10 protein-coding genes and 1 other RNA gene are annotated in these 15,442 nt (G+C 40.8%); 7 read left to right on the top strand and 4 right to left on the bottom strand.

The window, feature by feature from the left end; all coding sequences use genetic code 11:
* The first annotated feature begins 34 nt into the window (after window positions 1-34).
* The 6 genes from SJY45_RS00225 (at window position 35) to SJY45_RS00200 (ending at window position 11,008) form a co-directional block, all read left to right on the top strand.
* Window positions 35-1,609 (top strand): MFS transporter, encoded by a 1,575-nt coding sequence (locus tag SJY45_RS00225; RefSeq protein WP_400072835.1) that lies wholly within the window; start codon window positions 35-37, stop codon window positions 1,607-1,609.
* A gap of 6 nt (window positions 1,610-1,615) precedes the next feature.
* Window positions 1,616-3,586, top strand: a complete 1,971-nt coding sequence (locus tag SJY45_RS00220; RefSeq protein WP_400072833.1) for a glycoside hydrolase family 127 protein — start codon at window positions 1,616-1,618, stop codon at window positions 3,584-3,586.
* A 186-nt stretch (window positions 3,587-3,772) separates the two neighbouring features.
* A complete protein-coding gene (locus tag SJY45_RS00215; protein ID WP_400072831.1) occupies window positions 3,773-5,818 on the top strand; it encodes a glycoside hydrolase family 127 protein in 2,046 nt (681 codons plus the stop codon).
* Between the two features lie 21 nt (window positions 5,819-5,839).
* Complete coding sequence (locus SJY45_RS00210) at window positions 5,840-7,855, top strand: glycoside hydrolase family 127 protein (protein ID WP_400072830.1); 2,016 nt, start codon at window positions 5,840-5,842, stop codon at window positions 7,853-7,855.
* Between the two features lie 20 nt (window positions 7,856-7,875).
* Window positions 7,876-9,492 carry a sulfatase gene (locus SJY45_RS00205; RefSeq protein WP_400072828.1) on the top strand — a complete coding sequence of 539 codons (1,617 nt, stop codon included), beginning with the start codon at window positions 7,876-7,878 and terminating at the stop codon, window positions 9,490-9,492.
* 34 nt (window positions 9,493-9,526) lie between these two features.
* Entirely contained in the window at window positions 9,527-11,008 is a 1,482-nt protein-coding gene (locus SJY45_RS00200; protein WP_400072826.1) for a sulfatase, read from the top strand.
* A gap of 67 nt (window positions 11,009-11,075) precedes the next feature.
* On the opposite strand, the gene rny is transcribed toward SJY45_RS00200, so the two are convergent.
* The 4 genes from rny to SJY45_RS00180 all read right to left on the bottom strand — a co-directional run bounded on the left by rny (window position 11,076) and on the right by SJY45_RS00180 (window position 13,533).
* Window positions 11,076-12,644, bottom strand: coding sequence for a ribonuclease Y (gene rny / locus SJY45_RS00195; RefSeq protein WP_400072824.1), 1,569 nt, complete (start codon window positions 12,642-12,644; stop codon window positions 11,076-11,078).
* 120 nt (window positions 12,645-12,764) lie between these two features.
* A non-coding RNA gene (gene ssrS / locus SJY45_RS00190) (6S RNA) lies at window positions 12,765-12,875 on the bottom strand.
* Window positions 12,876-12,930: 55 nt separating this feature from the next.
* Window positions 12,931-13,227: a cell division protein ZapA gene (locus SJY45_RS00185; RefSeq protein WP_215441688.1), complete on the bottom strand. Its 297-nt coding sequence runs from the start codon at window positions 13,225-13,227 to the stop codon at window positions 12,931-12,933.
* A gap of 15 nt (window positions 13,228-13,242) precedes the next feature.
* Window positions 13,243-13,533 (bottom strand): hypothetical protein, encoded by a 291-nt coding sequence (locus SJY45_RS00180; RefSeq protein ID WP_400072822.1) that lies wholly within the window; start codon window positions 13,531-13,533, stop codon window positions 13,243-13,245.
* 193 nt (window positions 13,534-13,726) lie between these two features.
* Here SJY45_RS00180 and SJY45_RS00175 point away from each other — a divergent pair, with 193 nt between their 5' ends.
* Complete coding sequence (locus SJY45_RS00175; protein ID WP_289063787.1) at window positions 13,727-15,418, top strand: M23 family metallopeptidase; 1,692 nt, start codon at window positions 13,727-13,729, stop codon at window positions 15,416-15,418.
* The last annotated feature ends 24 nt before the right edge of the window (window positions 15,419-15,442 follow it).

Raw genomic sequence — 15,442 nt, 5'->3', positions numbered from 1 at the left:
AATGGCTCATAACATCTTAACTTAAACTTTTCTTATGGGTTCTTATAAACGGAATGCTTTTACGTACGCAACTATAGTAGCTATGGGCGGTTTTGTCTTTGGGTTGGACGCCGCTTTAATATCCGGAACTATAAAATTTATTACACAGGAATTCTCGCTTACCGATCTAGAATTGGGATCGGTAGTGGGAGCCCCCGCAATGGGAGTGCTCCTGGCGCTCGTTTTTGTGGGTTATGCCTGTAACAAATATGGCCGGAGAACCACTTTAATGATTGCCGCTGCCCTCTACCTTGGTTCGGCAGTAGCTTCTGCATTGGCACCCACATACGCATCACTATTAGTAGCCCGTTTTATGGGCGGTTTGGCTTTTAGTTCTATTTCTTTGGCATCTATGTACATTGGTGAAATAGCCCCTCCAAAATGGCGTGGAAAATTGGTATCTATGACGCAAATAAATATTGTTGTAGGTCTTTCCGCTGCTTACTTTATCAATTACCTCATCTTGGGTTGGGCAAACTCGGAAGCTCCATGGGTACAAGAATGGGGATTGGATACAAATACATGGCGTTGGATGCTGGGCACAGAGGTTATTTTTGCCCTGTTATGGTTCATACTTTTGTTTTTTGTTCCTAAAAGTCCAGCTTGGTTATTGTACAAAGGACGTGAACCGGAAGCCATAAGAACACTACAAAAAGTAACCCCGGAAAATGAAATTCAAGCCAAAATAACACAGATGCACTCCAGTCTTGAGAGTAGTAACCAAGACCGCTCCGTAGGCACTCAGATTAAAGAAATTTTTGGCAAACCAATGCGGGTTACCATGATTATTGCAATGACCATTGCCATTGCCCAGCAAGCCACCGGAATAAATGCCATTCTTTTTTATGCCCCTACCGTATTTGAACAATTGGGAATAGGAACGGATGCAGCTTTTGCCCAAGCCATCTATATTGGACTTACCAGTATCGTATTTACAGTTTTAGGGCTGCTCTTGGTAGATAGAATAGGCCGTAGACCAATGATTATTTGGGGTATGCTTTGGATCGTATTAAGTCTTGGGGTTTGTTTCTACGGATTCAAAACCGCCAACTACACCATTACGGAAAGTGCTATTTCAGATATGTCTTCCATACCTAATGCAGATAGGTTAAACCAATTAATAGACATACCTTATGATAGTGACATAAGCTTTAAAGCGGCACTTATAGAAACATTGGGAGAAACGGATGCCAGAGACTACTCGGGCCTATTGTTGCAAAAAGCAGCAGATATAAATGCCCTTCTTATTTTATTGGGTATTCTAAGTTTTATAGGAGCCTTTCATTTTTCCGTAGGTCCGGTGATGTGGGTGTTATTTTCTGAAATTTTCCCTATTTCCTTAAGAGGTATAGCTATCCCATTTTTCACCTTGATCACCAGTTTTGTAAGTTATTTGGTGCAAAAATTTTTCCCATGGCAATTAGCTACCATGGGCATAAGCTCTACCCTATTATTCTATGCCATTGTAGTAAGCATTGGCTTGGTCATTCTTTATATCTATTTAAAGGAGACCAAAAACATGACTATAGAAGAAGTACAATTGGCACTGGCCACCAGACGAAAAAAATAAACAGAAATGAAACAAGCCACACCCTCAAATATAAATAGCCCGTATACCCAACTAAAAAGTCTGAATATTGGAGATTGCCAGTGGACAGATGGTTTTTGGGCCGATAAATTTAAGCTTTGTGCCAATGCCATGGTACCTTATATGGGCGATGTATTATGTGGAGATGTAGGCCATGCGCTCAACAATTTTAAAATAGCGGCCGGAGAAAAACAAGGGGAACACCAAGGCATGTTTTGGCATGATGGGGATTTCTACAAATTCATGGAGGCCAAGACCTATGTATACGCCCAAACCCAAAATAATGAACTTTTAAAGGAGTTGGATGAATACATAGAAATCATTTCCAAGGCACAAGAAACAGATGGGTACCTACAGACCCAAATTCAATTGAGAGAAGGCGTAGACCGCTACGAAAACCGCAAGTACCATGAAATGTACAATACCGGTCATTTGCTCATTAGCGCCTGCATTCACTACAGGGTTACCGGTCAACGTAATTTTTTGGATATCGCTATAAAACATGCAGATTTACTGTACACCATTTTTATGCCGGACACCAAACATTATGGTCGTTTTGGCTTCAACCAGACGCAGATAATGGGCTTGGTTGAACTGTATCGTACAGTAGGTGATAAAAAGTATTTGGCTCTTGCCGAAAAGTTTATTGATAACCGTGGGAAATATGAAGTAAAACATCACCCAACTACTGAGGGCTACCCTATTGGCGATATGGTACAGGAACGTACATCTTTACGGGAATCTAATGAAGCCGTAGGCCACGCTGTGCTTGCCCTATATTACTACGCAGGAGCTGCAGATGTTTATGCCGAGACAGGAGAACAAGCCCTTATTGACGCCTTAGATCGCCTTTGGGAAAACGTTACAACCAAAAAAATGTATGTAACAGGTGCCGTGGGCCAAGCTCATTATGGCGCTTCGGTAAATCGTGATATGATAGAAGAGGGTTTCATAGATGCATACATGATGCCCAATATGACCGCCTATAATGAAACCTGCGCCAATTTATGTAACGCCATGTTCAGTTACCGCATGCTAAATCTAAAAGGCGAAGCAAAATATGCAGATATTGTTGAGCTGGTCCTTTACAATAGTGCCCTATCCGGAATTAGCGTAACAGGAAAGGAATATTTTTATGCAAATCCCTTACGGATGCTAAACAACACCAGAGATTACCATGCGCATGAAAACGTAACGGAAACCCCTAACAGGGAACCCTATCTAAGCTGTTTCTGCTGCCCGCCAAATCTGGTGCGTACCATTGCCACGGTTTCGGAATGGGCCTATAGTCTTTCTGAAAACGGGGTAACCGTAAATCTTTATGGTGCCAATAATTTAGTATCGCAGCTACAGGATGGCTCTCCCATTAAAATTTCGCAAGAAACGGCATATCCTTGGCAAGGAACGGTAAAATTGAATATCGAAGAATGTAAAGCAGATGCTTTTACCATTGGTTTACGAATTCCAAAATGGGCCAAAAACACAACACTCACACTCAACGGAGAAAAACTAACAAACTCATTAACTCCCGGAAGCTTCGCCCAAATTGAACGCAATTGGAAAAACGGGGACGTACTTGTTCTTGATATGCCAATGGAAGTTGAATTTGTAGAAGGTCATCCAAGAATTGAAGAAGTACGCAACCAAATAGCCATAAAACGTGGTCCAATAGTATACTGCATTGAATCGCCAGATTTACCTGAGAATACAGACATTCTGGATATTTACTTTAACGGAAATAAAAAGCTGGAACCTACTTATCAACCCAATTTTTTAGGTGGAATTACCACTCTTGAAGGAGAAGTCTTAATCCGAAAAGATAAAGGCGAAGGTATCTATAGAACCGTTCAAAAGCCCGAATGGACACCTTACAAAACCCAACTTGTACCCTATTTTTCGTGGAGTAATCGCGGGCAGGCCGAAATGACCGTATTCATGCCTGTGGTATGGGAAGATTAATTAGACAATTCAAAAAAACACATAAAAACAGACTAGACCGGACCAAATAGATAAAATAATGCTAATGGCAGTTAACCCGTGTAAATAGAAACATTTGTTTTAGTGCTTTATTTGTGAGACTCAGGGTACTATCCCGAGCAACCATCTCAACTTAACTAGAACATTTATCTTTTTAAAACTCAACTCATGAAAAGAACAATTTCACTTGCCGCTGCCTTATTCATATCTATTAGCTGCTTGGCACAGGAACACGGGGTTATGAACAATTCTAAATCCCCGCACATGAACCTAAAGACCATTGACATTGATGATTGTCATTGGACCGACGGTTTTTGGGCCGATAAAGTAAAGTCTGCCCATGACGTAATGATTCCTAATTTAGGAAGACTCATGGACGACCCCGAAATCATCCACGCCTATACCAACTTTAAAGTAGCCGCCGGTCTTGAAGAAGGCGAATTTAGAGGATGGTCTTTTACAGATGGGGATTTTTACAAATATGTTGAGGCTTTGGCCTATGCCTATGCCATGACCAAAGACGAAAAGATAAACCAACAGATGGATGAGATTATCTCTGTGATAGGTAAAGCACAACGTCCTGATGGTTACATTCACACTAAAATTCAAATTGGTCACGGTATTGCCGGTTTTCTTCATGAATCCGCACATCCATTTAAAAGCGATGAAAAACCATATACCAATGGTCCTTCACACGAATTTTACAACTTTGGTCATTTAATGACCGCAGCTTGCGTACACTATAGAGTTACAGGAAAAAAGAACTTTCTAGACATCGCTATCAAGGCGAGCGATAATATTTACGACCACTTCAAAAACCCTTCTCCAGAACTTGCCCGTATTGACTGGAACCCACCTCACTATATGGGGTTAATAGAAATGTACCGTACCACTGGGGACAAAAAATATTTAGAGCTTACGGAGTCTTTCGTAAACATGCTGGGTACAGCACCAAAAAAACCTGGAGACCATCGTGGCATGGATCACAGCCAAAGGGGAACCGCCATTAGGGAAGAATCAAAAGCGGTGGGCCATTCCGGTCATGGCAATTATTTATATGCCGGTGTAGCCGATTTGTATGCGGAAACCGGTGATCAAGCCCTAAAGGACGCCCTAGAACGTATCTGGACCAATGTTACCACTCGAAAAATGTCTTTGCATGGTGGAACAGGACCCCACCATTTTGGGACTTCTAACCATGCATTGGTATCCGAAGCTTATGGAATGGACTATGAATTGCCCAACATTAAGGCCTATAATGAAACCTGCGCCAATATTGGAAACGCCATGTGGAACTGGCGTATGTTCCTAATGAACGGCGAAGGGCGTTTTGCCGATCTTATGGAGCTTATTTTTTACAACAGCGCCCTGTCCGGCATTTCTTTAGATGGTGAACATTTCTTTTATACCAACCCTTTGCGTTTTATTGAAGGACACCCTCAAAACACCAAAGATGGAGGTAAGCGTGGGGAATATATGTCGGTTTTTTGTTGCCCGCCCAATATCATACGTACAATTTCCAAAATGCATACATATGCCTATAGTACTTCAGAAAAAGGAGTTTGGGTCAACCTATACGGAAGTAACGTTCTTGATACCGATTTAGCAGATGGCAGTAACATCAAACTAACACAACAGAGCAATTATCCTTGGGACGGAAATATCAAAATCACTATTGATTCCAAAAAGAAAAAAGAATACGCTCTAATGCTACGTATCCCATCTTGGGCAAAAGGGGCCAGTATTACGGTAAATGGAGAAAAAATAGACCAATCTCTAAAAGCGGGTTCTTATGCCGAGGTTAACCGAAAATGGAAAAAGGGCGATATCGTAGAACTAGAATTGCCCATGACCCCTCTTTTAATTACTGCAGACCCAAATGTGGAGGAAACCAGAAACCAAGTAGCCGTAAAACGTGGGCCATTAGTTTATTGTTTGGAGAGTGCGGATTTAGAGAGTGGTACGAGTATAAATGATATTGTAGTGCCTACGAATATTACCCTACAGCCAAAATACAAGGCCAATCTTTTATCCGGTGTTACTATTTTGGAAGGAGAGGCCAACCTCCTACCAAAAGAGGATTGGGCCAACCAATTATATAAGCCGTTGGTAAAACCGGAACTTAAGAAAACCCCCATTAAGATGATACCCTATTTTGCCTGGGCGAATAGAGGGGTTAACGATATGTCCGTTTGGTTGCCTTTACAATATTAATTTTCTATAAAAAGAGAAAATATGAAAACCTCTATACTAATCGCTTGCAGCCTCATTATTTCCTGTTTTGGTTATGCCCAACAACAAGGAATAATAAATAATAGCCAGAGTAAACACGTAAAACTAAAAAGCATCAATATTGAAGATTGCCAATGGACTGATGGTTTCTGGGCCGAAAAATTTAAGGTAGCCGAAGAAACTATGGTTCCCTATATGGGAGAACTGTTAACGGGAGATAAAGGGCATGCTCTAAACAATTTTAAAATTGCGGCAGGCCTTAAGGAAGGAAAACACCAAGGCATGAAATGGCATGACGGTGATTTTTATAAATGGATGGAAGCTTCCATTTACATTTATGCCCAAAACAAGGACCCAAAAATACTTGAGGATTTAGATGAATACATTGCAATAATCGCCAAGGCCCAAGAAGAAGACGGATATATTCATACCAAGGTTCAAATTGAGGATGATATGTTCCGTTTTGGAAACAGACAGCATCATGAAATGTACAATTTTGGACATCTATATACCAGCGCATGTATTCACTACAGGGTTACGGGCAAGAAAAACTTTTTGGACCTAGCCATAAAAAATGCCAACTTCTTATATGATACATTTATATCGGAACCGGACCATTTAAAACGGTTTGGATTCAATCAAACTCAAATTATGGGCCTTGTTGAATTGTACCGTACCACCGGAGATAAACGATATCTAGAGTTAGCGGAACTATTCATAAACATGAGAGGAAAGCACAAGGTTGAGCCGGATGAAACTGCTAATTTTAAGTTCATTGGCGATATGGTACAGGAAAGAACACCCATAAGAAAAGCACAAACTGCTGAAGGGCATGCCGTATTGGCCCTATACTTTTATGCCGGCGCGGCAGATGTAGCCGCAGAAACCGGAGAGCAAGAGTTAATAGATGCTCTAGACCGTCTTTGGGGCAATGTGGTAAACAAAAAAATGTACGTAACCGGAGCATGTGGACAAACACATCATGGTTCTTCTTCGCATGTAGATATGATACACGAAGGCTTCATAAGCGAGTACATGATGCCCAACCTAAGTGCTTACAATGAAACATGTGCAAACGTTTGTAACTCTATGTTCAATTACCGAATGTTAGGATTGCATGGAGAGTCTAAATATGCAGACATTATGGAGTTGGTTCTTTTTAATAGCGCTCTATCCGGTATAAGTATTGAAGGAAAAGACTACTTCTACGCAAACCCATTGCGCGTTAGCCATAAAGGTCACGACCCAGGAAACGATACGGAGTTTGACGTTCGTCAGCCTTATATACCTTGTTTTTGCTGTCCTCCCAATCTAGTCCGTACCATAGCAAAAATATCAAACTGGGCCTATAGTTTATCTGAAAACGGGATTTCCGTTAACCTATACGGTGGAAATAAATTGGCAACTAAATTACTTGATGGCTCTAAAATCCAACTAAAACAAGAAACACAATACCCATGGAAAGGCAAAGTGGATATTACTGTAGAAAAGGCGAAGAAAGAAGCTTTTGACATTTTGCTACGTATTCCGGAATGGGCAAGCGGGTCTAAAATTTCAATAAATGGTGTAGGTATTGGTGAAGGTGTAGTTACTGGAACTTATACTACTATCAACAGAAAATGGAAAAAGGGAGATGTCATTACCCTAGATATGCCAATGGATGTAAAGCTGTTGGAAGGTAACCCTCTAATTGAAGAGGTTCGCAACCAAGTAGCCGTAAAAAGAGGCCCAGTTGTTTATTGTGTAGAAACACCGGATTTACCAGAAAACACAGATATTCTAGATGTTTATCTACCTGTTCAATCTAACCTAACAGCCACATTTAAACCCGATTTATTAGGTGGAGTTTCTACCATTACCGGAAACTTAAAGCTAAGAAAAGACACAAAAGAAGGCATGTATACAGAGGTTACCCAACCTACTTGGGAAACCAGTGAAGTACAACTTGTCCCCTATTTTTCTTGGGCGAACAGGGGTGCGAGTGAAATGAGCGTGTGGTTACCCGTAGTTTGGGAATAGTTTTACTGAATATGAAAAAAATGCTAGCCATATTAATACTCCTATCTTTTTGCTTTAGCTGTAAGCAGGAAACCGGTATGGCCAACAGACAAAAGCAACGCCCTAACGTTCTCTTTATAGCTATAGACGATCTTAGGCCGGAATTAGGGTCTTATGGTTCTGAAATAGCCCAAAGTCCTAATTTGGATAAGCTGGCAAGCCAAGGCTTACAATTCAATAGGGCGTATTGCCAACAGGCAATTTGTGGACCATCAAGAGCCAGCGTTCTTACGGGACTCCGGCCAGAGACCAGTGGCATTTTTCATAATTATTTAAAAATACGGGAACTACACCCGGATATTGTTACGTTACCTCAGCATTTTAAAAACAATGGCTACGAGTCTGCCTATTACGGAAAGATATTCCATCATGGCGATTTGGACGATTCTCTATCATGGAGTCGGGTACCGGATTCCCATCCAAAATCTGTGGTAAGTTTTGCCCTTCCTGAAAATCAGCAAATAAAAGAAGAAACCCGAAAAGAAATGTTTTCCAAGTACGGTAATGTAGCAAAATACGGTTTGGCCATGGGACCCGCTTATGAATCTGCCGATGTTCCAGACAACACTTATGCCGACGGCTATAATACAGACCTTGCCATTGCGGACATAAAAGAAATGGCCAAGAACAACGATCAACCTTTTTTTTTAGGTCTCGGGTTTCATAAGCCTCATTTAAACTGGGTAGCCCCAAAAAAGTATTGGGACCTTTATGATGAATCCAAAATTCCTATGGCATTGGATAGCGTCCCTCCACATGACGGGGCAACCATGGGGCTTCACCCCTCTTTTGAATTACGTGTACGTTCGGGCATACCAAAAACGGGTAAATTGCCGTCCGAACTTTCAAAAACCCTGAAACACGCTTACTTGGCCTGTATAAGTTACGTTGATGCCCAAATTGGCCGAGCCATACAAGCACTGGAAGATGCAGGTATACGGGATAATACGATAATTATTGTTTGGAGCGACCATGGCTACCATTTAGGTGATATGGGCATCTGGGGCAAAGCCACTAACTACGAAATTGCCACAAGGGTCCCTCTTATGATATGGACACCGGATATGCCCCTTAAAAATAGAGGTGCTCAAAGCGAAGCATTGGTAGAGTTAATAGATATGTACCCTACCCTTTGCGAACTGGCCGGAATTGAAAAACCAAGTCATGTGGAAGGAAAAAGTTTTGTACCTCTTCTTGACAACCCAAAACAAGATTGGAAAACCGCTGTATTCAGTCAGTTTCCTTCACCGGCGTTACGGGAATGGGGTTCATACCCATTAAGACCCGCTATGCGGGAAACCTACTTTGGAACACTACTTGAAGAGGTAGAACTAAAAATCAAAAAGCAACAAGGAGAAAAATGGGACCGAAAACTATTCGAGAACCAAATTATGGGGTATGCCATGCGAACGGACCAATATCGTTTTATTGTTTGGAAAGACCGTGAGAATTTAGACTCAGAGCCCATTTATCTAGAGCTTTATGACCATAGGACAGATCCGGAAGAAACTAAAAACATAGCAAATAGCAATCCCAATGTTACCGCTAACCTCTTAAAGCTTTTTAATTCACAACAATCTAAAAACAGAAGTAACTAACATTAAAATTAGCATTAACACAAAATCATTTCAAATGAAAACTCATCTCACACTTCACAAACTATTGTGGCTCATGGTTTGCTCCATTTTTGTAAACAGCGCCAATGCCCAAGAAACTCGCCCCAACATCCTTGTTGTTCTCTGTGACGACCTTGGTTATGCCGATGTTGGCTTTAACGGTTCTACGGATATTGTAACACCTGAAATGGACAAACTGGCCAAGGCAGGAGTAATTTTTTCATCGGCCTATGTGGCACACCCGTTTTGTGGTCCTAGCCGTTCCGCACTACTAACTGGTCGTTACCCACATCTTACCGGTACACCTTATAACCTGTTCCACAATAGTAGTGACAAAGACGAAGACAATATGGGGGTTCCGTTAGAGGAAACCTATATGTCCAAAGTACTTCAACAGGCAGGTTATTATACCAGTGCCATAGGTAAATGGCATTTAGGTTCCGCTCCAAAATTTCACCCTAACAAAAGAGGTTTTGATAATTTCTATGGCTTTTTAGGTGGAGGGCATGATTACTTTCCCAAAACATACATGAAAACCTATACAGAACAGGTAAAAGCCGGTAACAAGAATATTCGTGATTATGTTTTCCCCATGGAACACAACGGAAAACCAGCAAACGAAACCGAGTATATTACCGACGGTTTTTCTAGGGAAGCAAATAACAGTATCAAAACAGCAGCAAAGAAAAAACAGCCATTTTTCATTTATCTTGCCTACAACGCCCCACATGTTCCGTTACAGGCCAAGACCGAGGATATGGCAAAGTTTGCCCATATAGAGGATAAGGACAGACAAACCTACGCCGCAATGGTCTATGCAGTGGACAGAGGTATTGGTTCCATTGTCAAAACCCTAAAAGAAACGAATCAACTGGACAATACCCTTATTGTATTTTTAAGTGATAACGGAGGTAATTTTGATCATGGTGCCAACAACTACCCGCTTAAAGGAACAAAAGGAGATACTTGGGAAGGCGGATATCGTGTACCCATGTTTTTCCATTGGCCAAAAAAACTGGCAGAAAACCAAACATTTGACCATCCTGTTTCTGCTTTGGACTTCTACCCTACTTTTGCTCACTTGGCCAATGCAAAAATTCCACAGGATAAAAAATTAGACGGTAAAAACATTATAGACCATGTTATAAACAAAACGGAGCCGTATAAAGATGAGATGATTTACTCGTTACGCTATCGTGAAGGTTATAACGATGTAGGTGCGCGCCAAGGAGATTGGAAGATTACGAGAATGGGCAACGAACCATGGAGACTCCATAATATTACCGAGGACATAGGCGAAGAAAAGAACCTATCCGGTAGATATCCTGAACGCTTAAAGGAAATGATAGCCAGGACTAAAGCATGGACAGATACGTTTGTAAAACCATTGTGGGTGTATTCCAAAAAAGACCTAGAACTATGGGAAAGTGGCCGTATGCCTCAATACGATGAAACGTTTGAAGTAGATAAGCTAGTAGAATCTCCATACGAGAAATAAGACTTATCATTTAGAAAAACAAAAAGAGCCACATAATGCGGCTCTTTTTTTATATACTTATCAGTGGTTATTTTGCTACGTTCACGGAACGTGTTTCCCTGATTACAGTTACTTTCACTTGTCCTGGATACGTCATATCCGTTTGAATTTTCTGTGAAATCTCAAAAGACAACTGTGCTGCCTTTTCATCATTCACTTTTTCACTTTCAACAATAACCCTAAGTTCTCTACCCGCTTGAATGGCGTACGCTTTTTGAACACCTCCAAAACCAAAGGCAATCTCTTCTAGGTCCTTTAAACGCTGTATGTACGAATCCAATACTTGTCTACGTGCTCCTGGTCTTGCGCCGCTAATAGCATCACAAACCTGAACTATTGGCGATATAAGGGTCTTCATCTCAATTTCATCATGGTGAGCCCCAATAGCATTACAAACGTCCGGTTTTTCGCCATATTTCTCCGCCCATTGCATACCTAAAATAGCATGTGGGGTTTCTACTTCCGCCTCGGTATTAGGAACTTTACCTATATCATGTAAAAGTCCGGCACGTTTGGCCAATTTTGGATTTAGTCCTAGTTCGGCGGCCATCACGCCACATAACTTGGCAACCTCTCTAGAGTGCTGCAACAGGTTCTGTCCGTAAGAAGAACGGTACTTCATTCTACCAACTGCACGAACCAATTCCGGGTGCAACCCATGAATACCCAAATCTATTACGGTACGTTTACCTACCTCAACAATTTCTTGCTCTATCTGCTTCTCCGTTTTCTTAACGATTTCCTCAATACGTGCAGGGTGAATTCTACCATCCGTTACCAACTTGTGCAAAGACAACCTAGCTACCTCACGACGTACCGAATCAAAGCAAGAAAGAATAATTGCTTCCGGAGTATCATCAACAATTATTTCTACTCCTGTAGCAGATTCCAAAGCACGTATGTTTCTACCTTCCCTACCAATAATCCTACCTTTAACATCATCGGATTCCAAGTTAAAAACAGATACACAGTTCTCTACTGCCTCTTCCGTTCCTATACGTTGTATGGTGTTGATAACAATTTTCTTCGCCTCCTGTTGGGCCGTAAGTTTTGCCTCTTCTACAGTAGTTTGAATGTAGGCCATGGCATCTGTTTTTGCCGTTTCCTTTAAGGACTCCATCAACTGCCCTTTTGCATCATCTGCGGAAAGTCCGGAAATAACTTCCAATTGCTGTACTTGGTTCTTATGAAGCTTTTCCAGTTCGCTCTGCTTCTTTTCAAGGAATTCCTCTTTATGGGCTACCTCCTTTAATTTAGCATCTAGTTGACTGTTAAGCTTTTTGCTTTTCGCCAATTCATTACTTACCTGAGACTCCTTATCACGGGTACGCTTTTCGGCCTCACCAATTTTCTTATCCTTGTTAATGATTACTTTTTCATGCTCGGCCTTTAACTCTAAAAACTTTTCTTTAGCCTGAAAAATTTTGTCTTTCTTAATGTTTTCACCTTCCGTCTTAGCGGCACTAATTATGGTCTTTGCCTCGTTTTTGGCATTGGAAAGGGTTTTAGAGGCTTTACCCTTTTCCAAAAATTTTGCGATGGCAAATCCAATCGCAAGGCCGACAATTGCGGCTATTATAAGTGTTGCACTATCCATATAACTATAAATTTAGGTTTGAACGTGCTTGAGAGGCCAGAGCCGTACATAAGAAAGTTGTACCGCCGCAGTTACTCAAACAAATCCATAAAAAAAGCCCACATCAGAGAAGTTTTGTACAAACTCCAATAAACAGGTTTAGGGCTACAAGACTGATCAAGGATCCCTATACGAGTAGGGCCTGCTTTTACAATCTAAACTCACCCTTTTTAAACAAAATTAATGTTGAGTTTGTCAAAAGGTATTACCAATGTGGGCAGTAACTTATGTATTTTAAAGAACGTATTTATTTTAATCCAAGCTTTGAGGTCACCAGTTCATCTAGCGCTTTTAGACGCTCGGTTGCGTTAAGGGTTCCCTCGGACTGATCAATACCGCGTTGCTCTATTTTAGAGGCAAATTGTAAGGCACACATGGCCAAAACATCTTGCTTGTCCCGCACCGCGTAACTCTGTTCAAACTTTTTTGCCAACTGCTCAATGTTCTTCGCCGCCTTTCGCAAGCCTTCTTCTTGGCTTGGATCAATGGTCAAAGGATACACCCTATCTGCTATGGAAAGCTTAATTTTTAGCTTTTCTGACATGTTATTGTTTGAACATTATTCCGAAAGTTGCGCTATGCAATAGTCCAACTCCCTGATCAATGTATTTATTTTAAGCTTAGCTTCTGTTTTATTCGTATTACTGCCAAGCATTGAGTTTGCGAGCTTCAACGAGTTGTATTTCTCTTCCCACATAGAAACGGAATCCAACACCTTGTCTTTGTCTTCTTTTAGAGCGTTAAGCTCCTCTTGCAATTTATTGTTGGATTGGTGAAGCACCTCCAACTTATGCAAAAGCTTGCTTATTTTATTCTCTAAAGAGTCTACGACTTTGACTAATTCACTCATAAATCAAACGCAATGCATTTTACACAAAGTTAACATACCTGCCCCTACTTAGCAATACTTTTTTGAATTATTCTTCAAGTAATACTTTAACCCTTTAAATAACGTTGGTTACATAAGAGATATCATTTTTGATGCTCTATATTTTCAAGAATTGAAACCGTTTGGCTAATTTCGTATCTCTGTCCAAAGAATTATGAGAAAACTTTTTATAGGCCTTTTTGCATTTATCAGCGCTGTTGGCATCTCCCAAGAAAAATACCCACAAGATGCCTTTAGATCACCTGTTGATATCCCTTTGATTCTGGCGGGAACATTTGGTGAATTACGTTCCAACCATTTTCATTCGGGTATAGATATTAAAACCGAGCAACGTGAAGGTTTACCCATTTACGCCATTGCCGACGGAAGCGTAACCCGCATTAAAGTCTCTCATTGGGGTTATGGAAAAGTGCTCTACATAGCACATCCCAACGGTTATACATCCGTTTACGGACACCTTCAAAAATTTTCTCCCAAGATCCAAGAATTCATAAAGAAGCTGCAGTACAAGAAAAAATCATACGAAGTGGAGGATTTTCCCGGGTACTCCGAGATAAAGGTTGAAAAGGGAGAAGTTATCGCCTACGGCGGAAATACCGGAGGATCATCCGGTCCCCACCTTCATTTTGAAATTAGAAGCAGTATTTCCGAAAAGCCCACCAACCCTTTGCTTTATGGCTTTGATGTTCGGGATGCTACCAATCCAATTTTACAGAAGTTATATGGCTTCCCATTGTCCGATGATGCTCAAATCAATCAAAATAAAAACACAACACCCCTTAATTTTAAAAGGCAAAAAGACGGTACTTTCCTGGCAGACCCTATTTATGCCGTTGGCACCATAGGACTTGGATTTGTAGGTTACGACCGTCAAGACCTTGCGGCCAACCACAACGGTGTGTATTCCGTTCAGCAAGTAGTAAATGGAAAAGTCTACACAGATTACGACCTGGAGTCCTTCTCCTTTGGCGAAACCAGATACATAAATACTCTTATTGATTATTATCACTACAGTAAATACCGCCAACGTATTCAATTATTGTACAAGGCCCCCGGAAACAAACTTAGCATTTACAACACATTAGAAAATGATGGTAAAATTGATGTTCGTGAAGGACTAAGCTACAAAGTAGAGCTGTTGATAAAAGATTTTGAAGGCAACTTAACAAAGGCTATTATACCTGTTGAAGGAAAAAAAGAACCTGTAAAAGTTGATAAAAAAGAAGAGAAGACAGAAAATTATGTCATTGCTAAAAAGCCTAATAACTATGATTTAGGTGCGGCCAAAGTATATTTCCCGGCAAACACATTTTACGACAATTTCTACATTGATTTAAAGAAAGACGATGACACGGTTAAGATACACAACGCCAGTGTTCCTGCGCACCGTAACTTTACCATTACTTTTGATGTTTCTAAATATCCTGAAGCAGAGCGAAAGCAAATGTTCATTGCAAGACTTGACAGTAAATTGAGACCGTCTCACGCTTCTACCTATAAACGAGGGAATACTTTTACAACGCGCACTAGGAACTTGGGCACCTACACTTTGGCAAAAGATACCGTAGCCCCAAAAATTAGGCCCAAGAATTTTAAGGAAAAACAATGGCTGAACAATTACCACTATCTTAGTGTTCGTATTACCGATGACCTTAGTGGTATAGACACCTATTCCGCTACCATTAACGGAGAATGGATCCTAATGGAGTATGAGCCTAAAACGGCTACGCTTACCTATAATTTTGATGATGTTATCTTAGATAAGAAAGAATGCAAACTTGAAGTAACGGTAACGGACAATGTTGGTAATACTAACACCATGACCAGTACTTTTTACAGAAAATAAAACCTTTTTGAAGTGCTCTAAACT

It is taken from the genome of Zobellia russellii (genome assembly GCF_044597075.1).
Taxonomy (GTDB): domain Bacteria; phylum Bacteroidota; class Bacteroidia; order Flavobacteriales; family Flavobacteriaceae; genus Zobellia; species Zobellia russellii.
Note: the sequence above shows the minus strand (reverse complement) of the source record. Positions and strands in the feature narration are given on the sequence as shown.

Coding starts and splice junctions, on each gene's coding strand:
- rny (WP_400072824.1), bottom strand. CDS start 12,644: ATGGATAGTGCAACACTTATAATAGCCGCAATTGTCGGCCTTGCGATT.
- SJY45_RS00220 (WP_400072833.1), top strand. CDS start 1,616: ATGAAACAAGCCACACCCTCAAATATAAATAGCCCGTATACCCAACTA.
- SJY45_RS00215 (WP_400072831.1), top strand. CDS start 3,773: ATGAAAAGAACAATTTCACTTGCCGCTGCCTTATTCATATCTATTAGC.
- SJY45_RS00200 (WP_400072826.1), top strand. CDS start 9,527: ATGAAAACTCATCTCACACTTCACAAACTATTGTGGCTCATGGTTTGC.
- SJY45_RS00225 (WP_400072835.1), top strand. CDS start 35: ATGGGTTCTTATAAACGGAATGCTTTTACGTACGCAACTATAGTAGCT.
- SJY45_RS00185 (WP_215441688.1), bottom strand. CDS start 13,227: ATGTCAGAAAAGCTAAAAATTAAGCTTTCCATAGCAGATAGGGTGTAT.
- SJY45_RS00210 (WP_400072830.1), top strand. CDS start 5,840: ATGAAAACCTCTATACTAATCGCTTGCAGCCTCATTATTTCCTGTTTT.
- SJY45_RS00175 (WP_289063787.1), top strand. CDS start 13,727: ATGAGAAAACTTTTTATAGGCCTTTTTGCATTTATCAGCGCTGTTGGC.
- SJY45_RS00205 (WP_400072828.1), top strand. CDS start 7,876: ATGCTAGCCATATTAATACTCCTATCTTTTTGCTTTAGCTGTAAGCAG.
- SJY45_RS00180 (WP_400072822.1), bottom strand. CDS start 13,533: ATGAGTGAATTAGTCAAAGTCGTAGACTCTTTAGAGAATAAAATAAGC.